Raw genomic sequence first — 18,955 nt, 5'->3', positions numbered from 1 at the left:
AACGCACCGGGGCAGGGTGGCAAGCCGTGGTGGATGAAAGCCGCGCATTCTAGCCAAGATTGTTTTGTTCGGTAAACAGCTGATAAATCAATTGCTTGCCGATGTTATGCCACAGGGCCGTAAGGTGTTGTATCCAATCGTTTTTGTAAGACGTTGTCGCATTGCTGTAAGCATGTGCAGATGCAGAATGGCTTCAGGTGGAACGACTTCTCAAACGGTCGTATCAGCGTGCCCCACTTTTTTGTAACTCGATGTCGCATTCAGGAAATCCGTGCCGATGCCGCCTCTCTACAATGCCTCGACACACTCCTGTGTACACAACAAGAGAAGACCCCCCCATGTCGCTTACGAACAAGACCGAGCTGGCGAGCTTGATTACGGATCTGCAGTCCGTGGCTGCGAACAAGCTATCCGGCGCCGAGAGTCAGAAGCGCTCCGAATTTTTCCCCATCTACTTTGAAGAAACCGAGCACGCGGATCTGTCGCGTTTCTCCTCGCTGGACCTGTTCGGCGCGGCGATGGCGCACTACGACTTCGCTGAGAAACGCACCCCTGGCACGGCCAAGGCGCGTATCTACAATCCAGACTTCGAACGTGATGGCTGGCAGAGCACCCATACCGTCATCGAGATCGTCAACGACGACATGCCGTTCCTGATCGACTCGATCGCGATGATGCTGGCGCGTCACAATCTGACGCTGCACCTGTTGGTACACCCGGTGCTGTCGGTGGCACGCGATGCGTCCGGTAAGCTGGTGGAGGTGCGCCGCACCGAAGACCGTAGCCTGCCGCTGGAGTCGTTCATTCATGTGCAGCTCGACCGCGTCAGCGACAGCGCCACGCTGAAGGCGCTGGAAGCCGACCTGAAGCGCGTGCTCGATGACCTGCGCCTGGTCGTGACCGATGAGCCGGCGATGCGCGCGCAATTGGCCGCGATCAACGAAGAGCTGGCCAAGGCAGCGTCCGATGAAGAGGCCGTCGAAGCGGTCGACTTCCTGAAGTGGGCGGCCGACAACAACTTCCTGTTCATGGGCTACTGCGACTACGATCTGGTGAAGGAAGATGGCCGTGACCGTCTGAAGATCGTTCGCGAATCGGGCCTCGGCATCCTGAAGGATCAGGGCGACAAGGAATTCTCCGCCAGTTTCGAGGCGCTGCCGCAGGAGCTGCGCGAACTCGCGCACCACAAGCAGCGCGTCATCCTCAACAAGTCGCAGACCCGTTCGATCCTCCATCGTCCGGCCTACCTCGACTTCGTGGGCATCAAGCGTTTCAACGCCAAGGGCGAGGTAGTCGGTGAGCGCCGCTTCCTTGGCCTCTACACCGCGCACGCCTACCAGGCGCCGCTGAAGGAAATCCCGATCCTGCGCAAGAAGGTCGAGTACGTCACCCGTGCGTGTGACTACGTCGACAACAGCTACAAGGCCAAGACGCTGGCCTTCGTGCTGGAGACCTACCCGCGCGACGAGCTGTTCGAGATCAGTGCCGAGGCGCTGCTGCCGATCGCCGAGGGCATCGTCAGCTTGCAGGAGCGCCCGCGCGTGCGCCTGTTCACCCGTCCAGACCGCTATCACCGTTACGTCAGCTGCCTGGTGTACGTGCCGCGCGAGAGCTTCAACACCGAAGTGCGCCTGAAGGTCGAGAAGGTGTTGCTGAACGCGTTCAACGGTCTGTCCACCGAGTACTCGGTGCAGGTCGGCGACGGCATCCTGGCCCGCGTGCACTACTTCATCAAGACCTCTTCGGCTAACCTGCCGGCCTTCCACGAAGCAGAGATCGAGACCGAGATCGCCCGCGTGGTGAAGGGCTGGAGCGAAGAGTTGCACCAGCTGCTGCTGGAAGCCTCCGGCGAAGAGCAGGGCAACACCCTGTACCACCGCTACAAGAGCGCGTTCCCGACTGCCTACCGTGAAGAATTCGCGCCGCGCAACGCCGTGCTCGACATCCAGCACATCGAGGCGGTGAACGAAGCCGAGCCGCTGGCGATGAAGCTGTACCGTCCGCTGTCGCGCGCGACCCTGGGTTTCAACCTGAAGCTGTTCCGCGCCGGTGCGCCGCTGGGCCTGTCTGCCAGCCTGCCGATCCTGGAGAACATGGGCGTGAAGGTGCAGGACGAGCATCCGTACCGCATCACCCGCGCCGACGGTTCCGAAGTGTGGATCAGCGATTTTGGCCTCGACCTCGGCAGCGCCGTCGAGCAGATGGCCAACGACGATGTGCAGAAGGACTTCCAGGAATTGCTCGCCCAGGTGTTCGCCCGCCGCGCCGAGAACGACGGCTTCAACCGTCTGGCGCTGGTGGCCGGCCTTGACTGGCGCGAGATCACCCTGGTGCGCGCGATCGCCAAGTACCTGCGCCAGGCCGGTCTGACCTTCAGCCAGGCCTACATCGAGCAGTGCGTCGCCAACTACCCGGACATTACCCGCCGTCTGGTGAGCCTGTTCGACGCGCGTCTCAACCCGGTCAGCGCCGATGACAAGTTGGCCGAAAAGCTGCAGGCAGAGCTGAAGGAAGCGTTCGACAAGGTCGCCAACCTGGACGAGGACCGCATCCTCAACGGCTTCCTGACCGTGATCCTGGCGGTGCGTCGTACCAACTACTGGCAGAAGGCCGAGGACGGCCTGCCGAAGACCTACATCTCGTTCAAGCTGGAATCGGGGGCGATCCCGTTCCTGCCGCAGCCGCGCCCGCTGTTCGAGATCTGGGTGTACAGCCCGCGCGTCGAAGGCGTGCACCTGCGCGGCTCCAAGGTGGCCCGTGGCGGTCTGCGCTGGTCGGACCGCATGGAAGACTTCCGTACCGAGGTACTGGGTCTGGTGAAGGCCCAGATGGTGAAGAACTCGGTGATCGTGCCGATGGGCTCGAAGGGCGGCTTCGTCGGCAAGCAGTTGCCGGCGCCGAGCGACCGCGAAGCGTTCCTCGCTGAAGGCATCGCCTGCTACAAGATCTTCATCTCGGCTCTCTTGGATGTGACCGACAACCTGGTGACCGGCAAGATCGTGCCGCCGAAGGACGTGCGCCGTCTGGACCCGGACGATCCGTACCTGGTGGTGGCCGCCGACAAGGGCACCGCGACCTTCTCCGACATCGCCAACAGCGTGTCCGAGGCGTACGGCTTCTGGCTGGGCGACGCGTTCGCGTCGGGCGGCTCGGCCGGTTACGACCACAAGGGCATGGGCATCACCGCCCGCGGCGCGTGGGAGTCGGTGAAGCGTCACTTCCGCCACTTGGGCAAGGACATCCAGACCGAGGACTTCACCGTGGTCGGCATCGGCGACATGGCCGGTGACGTGTTCGGCAACGGCATGCTGCTGTCCGAACACATCCAGCTGAAGGCAGCGTTCAACCACCTGCACATCTTCCTGGACCCGAACCCGAACGCGGCAACGAGCTTCGCCGAGCGTGCGCGCCTGTTCAACCTGCCGCGCTCCAGCTGGACCGACTACAACAAGGAGCTGATCTCGGAAGGCGGCGGCATCTTCGAGCGCAAGGCGAAGTCGATCCCGCTGTCGCCGCAGGTCAAGGAATGGCTGAAGACCGATCGCGACAGCATGGCGCCGAACGAACTGCTGCACGAGATCCTGAAGGCCGAAGCAGACCTCTTGTACAACGGCGGTATCGGTACCTACGTGAAGGCCTCGACCGAGTCGCACGCCGACGCCAGCGACCGTGCCAACGACGCGCTGCGCGTTAACGGCAACCAGCTGAACGTCAAGGTGCTAGGCGAGGGCGGTAACCTCGGCTGCACCCAGCGCGGTCGTATCGAGTTCGCACTGAAGGGCGGCCTGCTGTGCACCGACGCGATCGACAACTCGGCCGGCGTGGACTGCTCCGACCATGAGGTGAACATCAAGATTCTGCTGGGCAGCGTGATGCAGGCCGGCGACATGACGCTGAAGCAGCGTAACGAGCTGCTCGCCGAGATGACCGACGAAGTCGGCCACCTGGTGCTGCGCAACAACTACCTGCAGACCCAGGTGCTCGCGATCAACCGCCTGCACTCGGCGCAGATGTTGAACGCCCAGGCGCGCATGATGACCACGATGGAGAAGGCCGGCGAGCTCAACCGTGAGCTCGAATACCTGCCGAACGAGCAGCAGATCGCCGAGCGCCGCATGGCGCGTGGCGGCCTGACCAGCCCGGAAGTGTCGGTACTGTTGGCGTACAGCAAGATCACGCTCGACCAGGCGATCCTGAAGTCGGACCTGCCAGACGATGCGGACTTCGAGTCCATCCTGGTCAACTACTTCCCGAAACCCCTGCAGCAGCGCTTCGGCAAGGAGATGAAGGCGCACCACCTGAAGCGCGAGATCATCGCCAACCAGCTGGCCAACCAGCTGGTGAACCGGATGGGCACCACCTTCGTGTTCCGCCTGAAGGAAGAGACCCCGCTGTCCGAGGCCGACATCGCACGCGCTTGGTGGGTAGCCAACCATGTGTTTGGCGGCGAAGCGCTGTGGACCGAGATCGAGTCGCTCGACACCAAGGTGCCGGCCGACCTGCAGGTTGAGATGATGGTGCTGGTGCGCACGCTGATCGAGCGCATCACCCGCCACATCCTGCGCCACAAGCGTCCGATCGGCTCGGTGAACGCGCTGATCGCCCAGTATCGCGACAAGGTGCAGGCGCTGCTGGCCGCGCTGCCGCAGCTGGTGGACGGCGAGCGCTACCCGGCGGTGGCCGAGCTCGAAGCTCGTCTGCGCTCGCACGAGAACCTGCCGGAGCACCTGGCGCGCCTGCTGCCGCGCCTGGAGTTCGCCGTGCCGTTCCTCGACGTGATCGACACCGCCGAGGGCAGCGAGCTGTCGCTGGAGGCTGTGGCCGCCAACTACCTGACGCTGGGCTACGAGCTGCGCCTGGATTGGGTACGCGAAGCGATCACCCGCCTGCCGCGCGACAACCGTTGGCAAGCATTGGCTCGCTCGGCGCTGCGCGACGACCTGTACCGCCTGCATCGCAAGCTGACCGGTCAGGCGATGGGCAACGGCGGTGGCGATGTATTCGGCCAAGTGTGGCTGGATGAGCGTCACCAGCAGGCCGAGGCCTGCCAGCAGATGCTGGGTGAACTGCAGTCGTTCGAAGCGCTGGACCTGGCGATGCTGTCCGCCGGCATGCGCGAGCTGACCAACCAGCTGCTCGCCTAAGCGAATAAGCAGCCTGGAACAAGCGGCCCCTCGAGGCCGCTTTTTTCATGTCCGCAGTGCGACCTCAACATGCCGCAAACACCTGGCATGACGAGAGCGGCCGCCATCACGCATGCCCGAGCCCGTACGAACAAACTGTGGGCAGGGACGGTCACCATCGACGCCAACGCCAAGACGGGCACTCACCATCAGGAAGAGCTGGAAAGCATCATTCCCGTTTGGATGGCTGGTGTTATTCGCAGGTCGTGGTACGAGAGGCGAGCGGCTCTAGGATGGCGTCCGTCGGTAATACCTGGGACCCGCCCAGAGGATTCCTTTGTCGCATGCGACGACTGTTGTGGATGCCTTGAGGCGTTCTTGTCGGATCATAGGGACAAGCAGAGAACGGCTTGGCGGAGTTCCCCGTGAGGCCAGCTGCATACGGGACGAAAAAGCCCCCGCAGAGCGGGGGCGGGAAAGTGCTGCTATGAAAAGCGGTGTCAACCGCGATGCGAGTGCGGATGCGGGCCGGCGTGCTTGAGCTCGCCTTCCCACTTGGCGACCACGGCGGTGGCGACGGTGTTGCCGACCACGTTGGTGGCCGAGCGGCCCATGTCGAGGAAGTGGTCGATGCCCAAGAGCAGCAACAGGCCGGCTTCGGGAATGTTGAACTGCGACAGCGTCGCGGCGATCACCACCAGCGAGGCGCGCGGCACGCCGGCCATGCCCTTGGACGTCAGCATCAGGATCAGAAGCATGGTGATCTCCTGCGAGAGCGTCAGCTCCATACCGTAAGCCTGGGCGATGAACACCACCGCGAAGGTGCAGTAGAGCATCGAGCCGTCGAGGTTGAACGAGTAGCCGACCGGCAGCACGAAGCTGGCGATCTTGTTCGACACGCCGAAACGTTCGAGCTGTTCCAGCGTCTTCGGATAGGCGGCCTCGGAGCTGGCGGTCGAGAACGACAGCAGCAGCGGCTCGCGCACGCCCTTGAGCAGCGTGATGATGCGCGGTCCGATGAACATACCGCCGATCAGCGTCAAGAGGATCCACAGCACCACCATGGTGGCGTAGAAGTCGGCCATGAAGGTGCCGTAGGTGGCGAGGATGGTGAGCCCTTCCTTGGCGACGGTCGCCGCCATGGCGGCGAACACCGCGATTGGGGCGAAGGTCATCACGTAGCCGGTCAGCTTCAGCATCACATGCGCGGCCACGTCCATCAGGTCGACCAGCAGCTTGGCGCGCTCGCCGAGCGCGGCCGCGGCGGTGCCGAAGAACATCGCGAACACCACGATCTGCAGGATCTGGTTTTGCGCCATCGCGTCGATCACGCTGGTGGGGAATGCGTGCAGTGCAAAGTCGCGGAATGACAGTGCGCTCTTCTCTACGCCGCTGGCGGCGTGGATGTCCGGTAACGGCAGGTTGAGGCCGACGCCCGGCTTGAGGATGTTCACCATGATGAGCCCTAGCGTCAGCGATAGCAGCGAGGCGCTGATGAACCACAGCATGGTCTTGCCGCCGACCCGGCCAACCGCCTTGATGTCGCCCATCTTGGCGATGCCGGTCACCAGCGTGGTGAAGACCAGCGGCGCAATGATCATCTTGATCAGATGTAGGAAGATGTCGGTCAACAATGAGATGTTGCTGATGAAACTGTTTATCGATGCCTTGTCCGGGTGGCTCTGCCGCCACAGATAGCCGGTGATGATGCCCAGCATCATCCCGACGATGATATAGGCCGTGAGTTTCTTGGATTTCATGATGATCCCTGTATGGCTTTGGTGTTTTATGACGGGGAATGCCATGCCATCTTGCGCGTGGAGGCGTCTTGTTCTTGGGCCGCGGAGGGTGTGGGGCGGCGGATGGATGACCGGCTTGCGATGTTCTGGCTGTTGTCCGGGCTGGAGGCATTTGTCGTTTTTGTTGCCCAGCAACAGACAGGCCAACATCAATAACGATGTTGGCCTGTTCGGAACCGCTCGAATATATCGACAAATTCGAATATGGCGTGATCGAAATCGCGCCATATTTGTTCAAATGTCGACACTTTGTGTGTCAGTCGCATATTGTTTCACCGGCCCGGTTGTTCTTTTCACCACTGACCTGTCACTGCCATCCATGCCGCGCCTCATCCCCTGGCGCTTGTTCGCCTACTGGGTGAAGTATGGTTCACCATTCGTGTTTTCGCGGCATTTGACGCCTATGTCGTGAGGGGGGGGGTCTGCCTCGTCATGCTATGCCGTCACGAGGGAGGCTCAGGTGGTGTAGAGTGCACAGGTTGGACCCACAATGTCGGCCTGCTTTAAGAACCTGTTCACGATCTGCTGCGTTCTATCTCCTAGGCCTTGGGTGATCCTGCGTTGAAATGACGCTCAACATGCTCATGTACTCCATGTATATTCCGCTTTTCGCGACATTTCGCCTTGGCTGACCCTTCGTTCGCGAGATCGTGAACAGGTTCTAACGGGTGCCGGCAGATTCTGCCGGACCATCTCACGACAATGGCTTCAATGGGATGATCGGGAGTGGCGCCATTTATGCGCCTCAGGGTTGGTCGAAAGAAGCGCAGCGTGTCATTCCGGCGTTGCCGGGTGATCCACTAGAAGGGAAAAGTTTGATGAAATTGGCAAGTCGTCTCGACCATATTGCACCGTTCCAGGTGATGGCGATCCTCGCCAAGGCGCGGGCACTGGAAGCCGCCGGGCGCGACATCATTCACCTGGAGGTCGGGGAGCCCGACTTCGCCACCCCGGCGCCGATCGTCGCGGCAGGCCAGCGGGCGCTTGCCGAGGGCCACACCTTCTATACCGCCGCAGAGGGACTGATCGAGCTGCGTATGGCGTTGGCACAGTGGTATCGGCAGCGCTACGACGTGGCGGTGTCGCCGGAGCGGATCATTGTCACCACCGGTGCCTCCAGCGCGCTGCAGCTGGCGCTGGGCCTGCTGGTCGAGCCCGGCAGCGAGGTCCTGCTCGCCGACCCGACCTATCCGTGCAACCGCCACTTCGTTAGCCTGTTCGGCGGCACGCCGGTGGCGCTGCCGGTAGGACCTGACACCCGCTACCAACCGAGCGCCGCCCAAGTCGCCACCGCGTGGTGCGAGCGCACCGTCGCACTGATGCTCGCCTCGCCCGGCAACCCGACCGGCACGCTGCTGCCTAGCGACACCTTGGCCGAACTGGTGACGCTGTGCCGCGAAAAAGGCGGCGCGCTGATCGTCGACGAGATCTATCACGGGCTGACCTATGGCGTCGACGCCGAGACTGCACTGCGCCAGGCCGACGACGCATTCGTGATCAACAGCTTCTCCAAGTATTTCCAGATGACCGGCTGGCGGCTCGGCTGGCTGGTGGTGCCGGAGGGCTGGCAGGAACCGGCGATCCGCCTCGCGCAGAACCTGTTCCTGTGTCCGCCGGCACCGGCGCAACAGGCGGCGCTGGCGGCGTTCGAGCCGGCCACGCTGGCGATCCTGGAGGAACGCCGCGCCGAGTTCGCGCGCCGCCGCGACTTCCTGCTCAGCGCCCTGCCGGCACTGGGCTGGAAATTGCCGCTGGTGCCGGAGGGCGCGTTCTATCTGTACGCTGACGTCAGCGCCGTCACCGACGACAGCTTCGCCTACTGCCAGCGTGCGCTCGACGAGGTCGGCGTGGCGATCACGCCGGGTGTCGACTTCGGCGAATACGGCGCGAAACGTCACGTACGGGTCGCCTACACCACCGGAGTGGCGAGGTTAGCCGAAGCGGTGGAGCGGCTGGCCACGCTGCGCGGCTGAGTGCGGAGCGACGCCGGCTTAGTGGCTGTTGCCGAATAGTTCGACCAGCCAGCCGACGAACACCCTGAGTCGTGGCGACAGGTGGCGATGCTGCGGGTAAACCACTGCCAGCGGCAGCGACGGCGGCTGCCATTGCGGCAGCAATTCCACCAACCGGCCCTCGGCCAGAGCTGTGGTGACGTGGTAGCGCGGCGCCTGGATCAGCCCGAAGCCGGCCTCGCAGGCGGCCACGTAAGCATCGGCCAGGTTGACCGTCAGCCGGCTTTGCATCGCCACCGTGCGCAGCTGGCCGTCGACGACGAATTCCAGGTCGAGGATGCGCCGGTTCGTCGGCGACTGATAGTTCACCGCCAGGTGATGCGCCAGATCGTCCAGTGTCTGCGGCCCCCCGTGAGCGTTTAGATAGTCGCGGCTTGCGCAGGTGACCTGCGGCAAGGGGGCCAGACGGCGCGCAATCAGCGTCGAGTCGCGCAATTCGGCCCCGCGCAGCGCGCAATCCACCCCTTCCTGAATCAGATCGACCACCCGGTCGCTGCTGCTGATCTCCAGCTCGATGCCCGGATAGCGCTCACAGAATGCCGGCAGCGCTGGCAGCACCACCAGCCGGCCCAGCGCGCCGGGCAGTTCCACCCGCAGCTTGCCGCTCGGCGCGATCGTACTGTGATCGAACGAGGATTCGGCCTCGTCGAGATCGGCCAGCAGGCGCCGGCAGCGCTCGTAGTAGGCGCCGCCGTCCAGGGTGGGGCTGACCTGGCGTGTGGTCCGGTGCAAGAGGCGCACGCCGAGGCGTGCCTCCAGCTGGCGGATGATGTTGCTGGCGGTAGCGCGAGGCAGCTGCAGGCTGTCGGCAGCGCGGCTGAAGCTCTTCAACTCGACGATGCGGGTGAACAGCAGCATGGCCTGGAAGCGGTCCATGGTCGTGATTGTTGGCTATGGTGGAATAGTGAATGCCATTTTAGTCCGTTTATCTGGTTTGCAATAACAACCAGAATGCACGGCAAGCGCGGCTCTACCTGTCGCGCACCGTCAATCACCGACTGAAAGGGAGCAGCAAATGCAGACACGGCAACTGGGTGCACACGGTCCGCAGGTTTCGGTTATCGGCCTAGGCTGCATGGGGATGAGCGATTTCTATTCCACCGGCCACGACGAGGCCGAGGCGATCGCCACTATCCAGCGCGCGCTGGACCTGGGCGTGACCCTGCTCGACACCGCCGACATGTACGGCCCCTTCACCAACGAGGAGCTGGTCGGACGCGCCATCGCCGGGCGGCGCGATAAGGTGGTGCTGGCCACCAAGTTCGGCATCGTGCGTAACGCCAACGACGTGGCGGCGCGCGGCCTGAACAGCCGGCCCGAGTACATCCGCCAGGCGGTGGACGGCAGCTTGCGCCGCCTCGGCGTCGACTACATCGACCTCTATTACCAGCACCGCGTCGACCCGACCGTGCCGATCGAGGACACCGTCGGCACGCTGGCCGAGCTGATCACCGCCGGCAAGATCCGCCATTACGGCCTGAGCGAGGCATCGGCGGCGACGATCGAGCGCGCTCACCAGGTGCATCCGGTTACCGCGGTGCAGAGCGAATACTCGCTGTGGTCGCGCGAACCGGAACAGAACGGCGTGTTCGCCACCTGCCGCCGCCTCGGCATCGGCTTCGTGCCGTACAGCCCGCTCGGCCGCGGCTTACTGACCGGCACCATCACCAGCCCGGATGACTTCGCCGCCGATGACTATCGGCGCAGCAGCCCGCGCTTCCAGGGTGAGAACTTCATGCGCAACCTGCGCCTGGTCGATAAGGTGAAGGCGCTGGCCGTCGCGCGCGGAGTGAGTGCCTCGCAGCTGGCGCTGGCTTGGGTGCTGGCGCAGGACGAGGGCATCGTGCCGATTCCGGGGACCAAGCATCGCCGCTATCTGGAGCAGAACGTCGCGGCAACAGAGCTGGTGTTGAGCGCGTCGGAGCTGGCCGAACTGGATGCGGCCTTCCCGCTGGGCGTGGCGGCCGGCGAGCGCTACACGCCGGAGTCGATGCGCGCGGTCAACGGCTGAGCATCAGGGCCGGCATGGCAAAACGGCGGACTCTCGGGTCCGCCGTTTTGCATTTATAAGAGCCGATCACTAACCCCGGCCCAGCGATCCTGGCTAGGCAGCACAACAATGCCAGCAGGGGGGAGCGGTGCTATGGCTGCAGTTCGAGGGTGACGTCGTCGCGCTCGTCGAGCACCGACTCCAGCACCGCCACCACGCTGGCGAACTTGTCTGCGCCGAGCGCCTGGCGCGCCGTGTTGCTGTCGTGCCAGACGATGGCGAATGGGCCGGCCACGTCGCCAACCAAGCTGTCGTACAGCGCATCGAGATTGCGGCCGAAGTGCCGGGGCAGGTCGAGCTGGCGGACGAACGCGTCGTACAGCGTGTCCATGCTGGCGATTTGTTTCAGGTGGCAGGTTCTCACTGGCATGCGGGCACCTCGCGGAAACTTTCGTAATGGTCGACGGTGATGAAGCGGCGGCCGTCGCGGCCGAAAATCAGCCGCTGCGCACCGCGCTTGCCACCCTGGTAGCCGAGGTCGGCCTCCTGCCACTGGCCGCTCGGCAGGCGTTGCTCGAAGTTGCCGAAGCGGTCGCCGCCGATAGCCTTGCCTTCCAGGCCCGGCACCTTCCACAGCGGCTTGCCCGGCTGCCAGCCGGCGTCGCGCGCCTGGCGCTTGGTGACGAACTTGGCCGGCAACCGGCCGGTCTGGCCGAGACTGCGCAGCGTGTCGACCAGTTCCACCCGATCGAGGCGGGCCGGCACTTGGCTGGCGAAGCGGGCGACTACCTGCTCGCAGGACGGTGCCGCGGCGGCGGGCAGCGCAAGCGCGGCACCGAGCAACAGCGCGGCGAGGCGAGAGGGCGAGAGCAGACGGGGCACGGCTTACTCCAGGGTGAGGGATTCGACAGCGACGTCGCGCTGCAGCACGCGGGCGATGAAATCATGCATGCCGGGGGCGTCATCGGTGCTGACGAAGCGGTAGCGTCCGGCCGGGTTGGCCGAAGCGGCCGACGAGGTACGCTGCTGGTCCAACAGTCGCGCGGTTTGGCGGCACACCGCGCCGGCCGGGTCGACCAGCGCCACGTTCGGGCCGGCCAGCTCCTGCATCAGCGGCAGCAGGAATGGGAAGTGGGTGCAGCCGAGCACGATCTGGTCGACGCCGGCGGCCAGCAGCGGTTCGAGCTGGCTTGTCACCACGGCGCGCGCATGGGCGCTGTCGAGGTCGCCGTGCTCGACCAGCTCGACCAGCCGAGGTGCCGGCTGCACCAGCACCTCGGCCTGGTTGCGGTAGCGCTCGGCCAGCTCGCGAAACTTGTCGCCGGACAGTGTTACTTCGGTGGCGAGCACGCCGATCTTACCGCGCCGTGACAGCAGCGCGGCCGGCTTCACTGCCGGCTCCATGCCGACGATGGGGAGGTTGAAGCGCCCGCGCAGATGCTGGGCGGCGGCACTGGTGGCGGTATTGCAGGCAATCACGATGATTTCTGCGCCCTGGGCAATCAGGTAGCGGGTGATCGCCTCGCAGCGCCGCTGCAATTGCTCGGCGCTGCGCTTGCCGTAAGGGCAGTAGCCGCGGTCGGCCAGGTACAGTACCGCCTCGTCCGGCAACTGTTTGACCAACTCACGCCACACCGACAGGCCGCCGAGGCCCGAGTCGAAGACACCGATCATGATGGCTTTAGCCGTTCTGGATGACGATTTTCGGCAGTTTACTGGAGAAGTCGCGCGACTTCTCGCCGACCTTCACCGCCACGCGGCGGGCGATGGTCTTGTAGAGCGCGGCCACTTGGCCGTCCGGGTCGGCGACCACGCTCGGTGCACCGTTGTCGACCGCGACGCGGATCGACAGGTCCAGCGGCAGCGAGCCGAGCAGCTCGACGCCGTAATCGGCGGCCATCTTGGTCGCGCCGCCTTCGCCGAAGATGTGCTCGGCGTGGCCGCAGTTGGAGCAGATATGGATCGCCATGTTCTCGACCAGGCCGAGGATAGGCACGCCGACCTTCTCGAACATCTTCAGGCCCTTCTTGGCGTCCAAGAGCGCGATGTCCTGTGGCGTGGTGACGATCACCGCGCCGGTCACCGGCACCTTCTGCGACAGCGTCAGCTGCACGTCGCCGGTGCCCGGCGGCATGTCGATCAGCAAGTAGTCGAGTTCGTTCCACAGCGTGTCGTTCAATAGCTGCTGCAGCGCCTGGCTGACCATCGGGCCGCGCCACACCATCGCCTGGTCGTCGTCGACCAGGTAGCCGATCGACATGGTCTGCACGCCATGGTTGACCAGCGGCTTGATGGTCTTGCCGTCCGGGCTCTCCGGGCGCTGGCCGGCCAGGCCCATCATCAGCGGTTGCGACGGGCCGTAGATGTCGGCGTCGAGGATGCCGACGCGTGCGCCCTCGGCGGCCAGCGCCAGTGCCAGGTTCACCGTGGTGGTCGACTTGCCGACGCCACCCTTGCCGGATGCCACTGCGACCACGTTCTTCACCCCGGGCAAGAGCGGCACGCCGCGCTGCGCTTGGTGGGCGGTGATCTCGCTACGCACCGCCACCTTCACGGCGCGCCCCTCGGCCACGCCCGCCAGAGCGGCGGCGAACTCGGCCTCGACGCGGGCGAACTGGCTCTTGGCCGGGTAGGCGAGCACCACGTCGAGCGCTAGCTCAGCGTCACTGATGCGCAGGTTCTTCACCGCCTTCGCGGCGACATAGGTTTTGCCGGTATTCGGGTCGACGAGAGCGGCTACGGCGTCGAGCACTTGGGATTCGGTCAGGGCCATGGTGGTCGGTGTATCGGTGGGGGAAGGCGACTGGAACAGTCGGGTCAGCTTGGAAAACATTGCAGGCAACCAATAAGGGTTCCGTAATACCCGACAAGTTTACTCGAACTTGGCGCCCCGGGCATGGCTGCTGTTGCTTTGCCATTCTAGAATGCTGGGATCATTACAACTAAAGGAAGAGATATCACCATGCGCACCGTCCGACTGCCTTCCGGCATCGAAGTCCCCGCCCTCGGCCAGGGCACCTGGTTCATGGCCGAGCGCCGTCAGCCGCGCAGCGAAGAGATCGCCGCGCTGCAGCACGGCATCGACCTGGGCATGACCCTGATCGACACTGCCGAAATGTACGCCGACGGCGCCACCGAAACGCTGGTAGGCGAGGCGATCACCAGCCGGCGCAGTGAGGTATTCCTGGTCAGCAAGGTCTATCCGTGGAACGCCTCGCGTCGCGGCACCAAGGCCGCCTGCGAGGCCAGCCTACGCCGCCTCGGCACCGACCGGATCGACCTCTACCTGTTGCACTGGCGCGGCAGCCACCCGTTCGCCGACACCGTCGAGGCGATGGAGCAACTGGTCGACGAGGGCAAGATCCGCCACTGGGGCGTCAGCAACCTGGACGTGGACGATCTGGACGAACTGTGGGGCGTCGACAACGGCGAGCGCTGCCAGGTCGACCAGGTGCTATACAACCTGACCCGGCGCGGCCCGGAATATGACCTATTGCCGTGGGCTCGCGGCAAGCGCATGCCGCTGATGGCGTATAGCCCGATTGAGCAGGGGCAGGTGCCGGTGGACGGCGCGCTGGCCGACGTGGCCGACAAGCACGGCGCCACGCCGCTTCAGGTGGCGCTGGCCTGGGTGCTGCGCCAGCCGGACGTGATCGCGATTCCGAAATCGGGTCGCCGCGAGCATGTCGAACTGAACCGTGCCGCGCTGGACCTGGTGCTCGACGAGGACGATCTGGCCCGTCTCGATGCCGAGTTCCCGGTGCCGCGCCGCAAACAGCCGTTGGAGATGCTGTAAGCGGGGCCGGCTGGTAGGCGTGCCCCCTCGGGTGCCCAAAAACGGTAAGGCCCGAATCAGCTGCGTGATGCGGGCCTTCGTTCATGCCCAAGCGTCAGGATTGGGCACTCGTATCGGTATCGTCGGCGGCGTCCGCGCTCTTTTCAGCGGTTTCGTCGTCTTCCTTCTTCTTCTCGACCAGCTCTTCCAGGGCACCTGCGCCCTCGAAACCGGCCACGGCGGCTGCGGCCTTGGTCAGCAGGCCCGCATCAGGGTCAAGCTTTTCTACGCCTTCGACGGCGGCAACGGCACCAGCCACTTCACCGAGGGTGTCCAGAATTCCCATAATGCAATCCTTTGATGTGATTGAGGAATTTTTATATTGGCACAACATCGCGGCGATGGGGGAGATCCAGCGTGGAAAAGCGGTTCGGCAGGCGGTCGGCGTGAGGGAGTGCTGCTTTTTCGCCTCATTGCTCCACTAGCCACAAGGCAATGAGCCGAGTTTGTTCGGGCGCGGCCAGGGCGTTCGGTTGCGCTCAGCCTGGCGGTGCGGGCGGGCGGGCATGGCGACTGTCGCCAATGCTGGCCCGTATCGGTATTTTCCAATATAATTCAGCGCCTTGCTTTTGGCACGCCCTGGTGCGTGCCGCGTACCGAGGGGCGCTCGGGCGGCCGCAATGGCACTCCCGCCTCTCTCGCTCTTTGGATGAAAGGCATTTCCCCAATGCAAAAAATGTCCGTGCTCAACCGCTCGACGCTGCTGTTTCCGCTGGCGTTGGTGCTGTTCGAGTTCTCCGTCTACATCGCCAACGACATGATCCAGCCGGGCATGGTGATGGTCGTGCGCGAGTTCGGTGTCGATTCGGCCTGGATTCCGACCGCAATGACCGCGTTCCTGCTCGGCGGCGCGTTGTTCCCGTGGCTGATGGGCCCGCTGTCCGACCGTGTGGGCCGCCGGCCGGTGATGCTCGGCGGCGCCTTGTTCTTCGTGCTCAGCTGCCTGGCGACGCTGGTCTCGACCGGCATCGAAAGCTTCACCGTGCTGCGGGTGCTGCAGGGGGTGGGCCTGTGCTTTATCAGCGCGGTCGGCTACACCACCGTGCAGGAAGCCTTCGAGGAGAAGGCCGCGGTGAAGGTGATGGCGCTGATGGCCAATGTCGCACTGATTGCGCCGCTGGTCGGCCCGGTGGTTGGCGCGGCGCTGATCGCCGTTTGGCCGTGGCGGATGACCTTCGCGCTGATCGCCGCAGTGGCAGCGGTGGCACTATTTGGGCTGTGGCGCAAGATGCCGGAGACGCTGGAACACAAGACCGTCGAGCTGTCGCTGCGCTCGCTGAAGGCCGACTACCTGGCGCTCTTGAAGAACCGCCGCTTCATGAGCGCCTCGCTGACGATTCCGTTGTTGGCGCTGCCACTCTTGGGCTGGATCGCGCTGTCGCCGGTGTTCCTGATCGAACAGGCCGGCATGAGCCCGGTCGAGTATGGCCTGTGGCAATTCCCGGTGTTCGGTGCGCTGATCACTGGCAACCTGGTGCTGGTGCGCATCACCGACCGTCTGCCGCTGGGGCGCTCAGTGCTGATTGGTCTCGTGCCGCTGTTGTCCGGCATGGCGCTTATGTTCGCCGGTTGTCTGTTCTCCAGCGTGCCGCACTACTTCATCATTGCCGGCATCAGCTTGATGGCCTTGGCCGAGGGCCTGTCGTTCGCGGTGCTGTACCGGTTCGCGCTGACCTCAAGCGGCGTCAGCAAAGGTGCGACCGCCGCCGCGATCGGCATGGTGGGCATGGTGGTGTACGTGCTCGGCATCGAAGGCTTCTCGCGCCTGCACCAGCATTTCGGTGACGCGGGCTTTGCCGCGATGGCGCTTTCGGTGTCGCTCTGTTACGCCTGGCTGGCGCGCCGCGTGGTGGCGCGGGCGATGGCCGATCGGGCCGAGCAGGGCGAGGCTGCACTCGAGCCCCAACTGGCCGGCCAGGACGCCTGAGCTGCAGTCAGCATCGTTGAAAAGCTTGGCCGAACCGGCTGGTTCGGCCAAGCTTTTTTCGTTTCCGGCCGTCGCGTCGAGCGCTGCCGGCTTGCTGCTATAATCGACCGCTTGAGATTCCGAAACAGGGTGTTCCTTAGATGACAACGCAACGCAAGATTCTGGTGACGAGCGCGCTGCCGTATGCGAACGGCGCGATTCACCTCGGGCATATGGTCGAACACATCCAGACCGACGTCTGGGTGCGCTTCCAGAAGATGCGTGGCCACGCCTGCCACTACGTCTGTGCCGACGACACCCACGGCACGCCGATCATGCTCGCCGCCGAGAAGCAGGGCATTACGCCCGAGCAGCTGATCGAGCGTGTGAAGACCGAGCACCTGTCGGATTTCACCGGCTTTCACATCGGCTACGACAACTACTACAGCACCAACAGCCCGGAAAACAAGCAGTACGCCGAGCACATCTACCGTACGCTGCGCGACAACGGCAAGATCGTGTCGCGCACCATCGAGCAGCTGTTTGACCCGGAAAAGCAGATGTTCCTGCCGGACCGCTTCGTCAAGGGCGAGTGCCCGAAGTGCGGCGCCAAGGACCAGTACGGCGACAACTGCGAGGTATGCGGTGCCACCTACAGCCCGACCGAGCTGAAGAACCCGTACTCGGCCGTGTCTGGCGCCACCCCGGTGCTGAAGAGTTCCGAGCACTACTTCTTCCGTCTGGGCGACTGCGCCGACTACCTGCAAGACTGGACCGCCGGCTCCAGCCTGCGCGCAGACGGCGTGACGCAACCGCACCTGCAGCCCGAGTCGCTCAACAAGATGAACGAGTGGATCGAGGGCGGCCTGCACGACTGGGACATCTCGCGCGACGCACCGTACTTCGGCTTCGAGATCCCCGACGCACCGGGCAAGTACTTCTACGTCTGGCTCGACGCGCCGATCGGCTACATGGCGTCGTTCAAGAACCTGTGCGATCGCATCGGCCTTGATTTCGACGACTACTTCCGCGCCGGCTCCGACACCGAGATGTACCACTTCATTGGCAAGGACATCTTGTACTTCCACGCACTGTTCTGGCCGGCGATGCTGAAGTACGCCGGCTACCGCACCCCGACCGGTGTGTTCGCGCACGGCTTCCTGACCGTTGACGGCCAGAAGATGTCCAAGTCGCGCGGCACCTTCATCACCGCCAAGTCCTATCTCGACTGCGGTCTGAACCCGGAGTGGATGCGCTACTACATTGCCGCCAAGCTCAACAGCCGCATCGAGGACATCGACTTGAGCCTCGACGACTTCGTGGCGCGGGTGAACTCCGACCTGGTCGGCAAGTTCGTCAACATCGCCAGCCGTTCGGCCGGCTTCATCGCCAAGCGCTTCGGCGGCAAGCTGGCCGAATCGGTCGCCGACATGGAGATCCTGGCGAAGCTGCAGGCCGAGGCCGCCGGCATCGCCGCCTCGTACGAAGCGCGCGAATACGCGAAGGCGCTGCGCGACGTGATGGCGCTGGCCGACCTGGTGAACGGCTACGTCGACGCCAACAAGCCGTGGGAGCTGGCGAAGCAGGAAGGGCAGGACGCACGCCTGCAGGAAGTCTGCACCGTGCTGATCAATGCCTTCCGCCTGCTGACGATTTACCTGAAGCCGGTGCTGCCGAAGCTGGCCGAAGGCGTCGAGGGCTTCCTCAACGTGGCGCCGTTGAGCTGGGCCGACGCCGACAGCCTGCTGCTCGGCCATACCATCAATGCCTACCAGCACCTGATGCAGCGCATCGACCCAGTGCTGATCGAAAAACTGATCGAAGCGAACAAACAAAGCATGGAAGCACAAGCACAGGCCGTCGACGCCGCCCAGTACGAACCGCTCGCCGATACCATCGGCATCGACGATTTCGCCAAGCTCGACCTGCGCGTCGGCAAGGTGCTGGCTTGCCAGTTCGTCGACGGCTCGGACAAACTGTTGCAGTTCACCGTCGATCTGGGCTTCGAGCAGCGCAACATCTTCTCGGGCATCCGCAAGGCCTACCAGGAGCCGGAGAAGCTGATCGGCCGCCACGTGATCGTGGTCGCCAACCTGGCGCCACGCAAGATGCGCTTCGGCGTGTCGGCCGGCATGATCGTGTGCGCCTCGGGCGTGGACGATGGTGAGGGCTTGTTCCTGCTGGACGTGGACGAGGGCGTGAAGCCGGGCATGCGCGTAGGCTAAGCGCCGCCGGGCCTTACCAGACAGGGCCGCATCGGCCCCGATACAACGCCCCGCCGGGATTTCCG

At 64.2% G+C, this 18,955-nt stretch carries 14 protein-coding genes; 7 read left to right on the top strand and 7 right to left on the bottom strand.

Going from position 1 to position 18,955, the window contains the following annotated elements; all coding sequences use genetic code 11:
• Positions 1-338: 338 nt before the first annotated feature.
• The gene (locus tag QU481_RS02895; RefSeq protein WP_289828382.1) at positions 339-5,144 is read left to right on the top strand and encodes an NAD-glutamate dehydrogenase; all 4,806 of its coding nucleotides are present in this window, start codon (positions 339-341) and stop codon (positions 5,142-5,144) included.
• 479 nt (positions 5,145-5,623) lie between these two features.
• Here the strand turns inward: QU481_RS02895 and QU481_RS02890 are convergent, their stop codons facing one another.
• Positions 5,624-6,883, bottom strand: coding sequence for a dicarboxylate/amino acid:cation symporter (locus QU481_RS02890; protein ID WP_289828381.1), 1,260 nt, complete (start codon positions 6,881-6,883; stop codon positions 5,624-5,626).
• 12 nt (positions 6,884-6,895) lie between these two features.
• On the opposite strand from QU481_RS02890, the gene QU481_RS02885 reads away from it, so the two are divergent.
• Complete coding sequence (locus QU481_RS02885) at positions 6,896-7,078, top strand: hypothetical protein (protein WP_289828380.1); 183 nt, start codon at positions 6,896-6,898, stop codon at positions 7,076-7,078.
• A gap of 662 nt (positions 7,079-7,740) precedes the next feature.
• Positions 7,741-8,895: a pyridoxal phosphate-dependent aminotransferase gene (locus tag QU481_RS02880; protein WP_289828379.1), complete on the top strand. Its 1,155-nt coding sequence runs from the start codon at positions 7,741-7,743 to the stop codon at positions 8,893-8,895.
• Between the two features lie 18 nt (positions 8,896-8,913).
• Here the strand turns inward: QU481_RS02880 and QU481_RS02875 are convergent, their stop codons facing one another.
• Positions 8,914-9,810, bottom strand: coding sequence for a LysR family transcriptional regulator (locus QU481_RS02875; protein ID WP_289828378.1), 897 nt, complete (start codon positions 9,808-9,810; stop codon positions 8,914-8,916).
• A 139-nt stretch (positions 9,811-9,949) separates the two neighbouring features.
• On the opposite strand from QU481_RS02875, the gene QU481_RS02870 reads away from it, so the two are divergent.
• Positions 9,950-10,945 carry an aldo/keto reductase gene (locus tag QU481_RS02870; protein WP_289828377.1) on the top strand — a complete coding sequence of 332 codons (996 nt, stop codon included), beginning with the start codon at positions 9,950-9,952 and terminating at the stop codon, positions 10,943-10,945.
• Positions 10,946-11,075: 130 nt separating this feature from the next.
• Here QU481_RS02870 and QU481_RS02865 read toward each other — a convergent pair whose 3' ends face one another.
• The 4 genes from QU481_RS02865 to apbC are packed head-to-tail and all read right to left on the bottom strand — an operon-like array spanning position 11,076 to position 13,697.
• Positions 11,076-11,354: a barstar family protein gene (locus QU481_RS02865; RefSeq protein ID WP_289828376.1), complete on the bottom strand. Its 279-nt coding sequence runs from the start codon at positions 11,352-11,354 to the stop codon at positions 11,076-11,078.
• The gene (locus QU481_RS02860; protein WP_289828375.1) at positions 11,345-11,806 is read right to left on the bottom strand and encodes a ribonuclease domain-containing protein; all 462 of its coding nucleotides are present in this window, start codon (positions 11,804-11,806) and stop codon (positions 11,345-11,347) included. The genes QU481_RS02865 and QU481_RS02860 overlap by 10 nt, the downstream gene beginning before the upstream one ends.
• A gap of 3 nt (positions 11,807-11,809) precedes the next feature.
• Complete coding sequence (gene murI, locus QU481_RS02855; protein WP_289828374.1) at positions 11,810-12,598, bottom strand: glutamate racemase; 789 nt, start codon at positions 12,596-12,598, stop codon at positions 11,810-11,812.
• A gap of 7 nt (positions 12,599-12,605) precedes the next feature.
• Entirely contained in the window at positions 12,606-13,697 is a 1,092-nt protein-coding gene (apbC, locus tag QU481_RS02850) for an iron-sulfur cluster carrier protein ApbC (RefSeq protein ID WP_289828409.1), read from the bottom strand.
• 189 nt (positions 13,698-13,886) lie between these two features.
• On the opposite strand from apbC, the gene QU481_RS02845 reads away from it, so the two are divergent.
• Entirely contained in the window at positions 13,887-14,720 is an 834-nt protein-coding gene (locus tag QU481_RS02845) for an aldo/keto reductase (RefSeq protein WP_289828373.1), read from the top strand.
• A 94-nt stretch (positions 14,721-14,814) separates the two neighbouring features.
• Here QU481_RS02845 and QU481_RS02840 read toward each other — a convergent pair whose 3' ends face one another.
• Entirely contained in the window at positions 14,815-15,045 is a 231-nt protein-coding gene (locus QU481_RS02840) for a hypothetical protein (protein WP_289828372.1), read from the bottom strand.
• A gap of 381 nt (positions 15,046-15,426) precedes the next feature.
• Between QU481_RS02840 and QU481_RS02835 the strand changes: the two genes are divergently transcribed.
• Entirely contained in the window at positions 15,427-16,686 is a 1,260-nt protein-coding gene (locus tag QU481_RS02835; protein ID WP_289828371.1) for an MFS transporter, read from the top strand.
• A gap of 140 nt (positions 16,687-16,826) precedes the next feature.
• Positions 16,827-18,890: a methionine--tRNA ligase gene (gene metG / locus QU481_RS02830; protein ID WP_289828370.1), complete on the top strand. Its 2,064-nt coding sequence runs from the start codon at positions 16,827-16,829 to the stop codon at positions 18,888-18,890.
• Positions 18,891-18,955 lie beyond the last annotated feature (65 nt).

The sequence above is a fragment of the Crenobacter oryzisoli genome, from assembly GCF_030385785.1.
GTDB classification, from domain to species: domain Bacteria; phylum Pseudomonadota; class Gammaproteobacteria; order Burkholderiales; family Chromobacteriaceae; genus Crenobacter_A; species Crenobacter_A oryzisoli.
The sequence above is the reverse complement of the archived record's forward strand: the minus strand, read 5'-3'. Positions and strand labels throughout refer to the sequence as shown.

Coding starts and splice junctions, on each gene's coding strand:
- QU481_RS02895 (WP_289828382.1), top strand. CDS start 339: ATGTCGCTTACGAACAAGACCGAGCTGGCGAGCTTGATTACGGATCTG.
- QU481_RS02890 (WP_289828381.1), bottom strand. CDS start 6,883: ATGAAATCCAAGAAACTCACGGCCTATATCATCGTCGGGATGATGCTG.
- QU481_RS02885 (WP_289828380.1), top strand. CDS start 6,896: ATGGCTTTGGTGTTTTATGACGGGGAATGCCATGCCATCTTGCGCGTG.
- QU481_RS02880 (WP_289828379.1), top strand. CDS start 7,741: ATGAAATTGGCAAGTCGTCTCGACCATATTGCACCGTTCCAGGTGATG.
- QU481_RS02875 (WP_289828378.1), bottom strand. CDS start 9,810: ATGGACCGCTTCCAGGCCATGCTGCTGTTCACCCGCATCGTCGAGTTG.
- QU481_RS02870 (WP_289828377.1), top strand. CDS start 9,950: ATGCAGACACGGCAACTGGGTGCACACGGTCCGCAGGTTTCGGTTATC.
- QU481_RS02865 (WP_289828376.1), bottom strand. CDS start 11,354: ATGCCAGTGAGAACCTGCCACCTGAAACAAATCGCCAGCATGGACACG.
- murI (WP_289828374.1), bottom strand. CDS start 12,598: ATGATCGGTGTCTTCGACTCGGGCCTCGGCGGCCTGTCGGTGTGGCGT.
- apbC (WP_289828409.1), bottom strand. CDS start 13,697: ATGGCCCTGACCGAATCCCAAGTGCTCGACGCCGTAGCCGCTCTCGTC.
- QU481_RS02845 (WP_289828373.1), top strand. CDS start 13,887: ATGCGCACCGTCCGACTGCCTTCCGGCATCGAAGTCCCCGCCCTCGGC.
- QU481_RS02840 (WP_289828372.1), bottom strand. CDS start 15,045: ATGGGAATTCTGGACACCCTCGGTGAAGTGGCTGGTGCCGTTGCCGCC.
- QU481_RS02835 (WP_289828371.1), top strand. CDS start 15,427: ATGCAAAAAATGTCCGTGCTCAACCGCTCGACGCTGCTGTTTCCGCTG.
- metG (WP_289828370.1), top strand. CDS start 16,827: ATGACAACGCAACGCAAGATTCTGGTGACGAGCGCGCTGCCGTATGCG.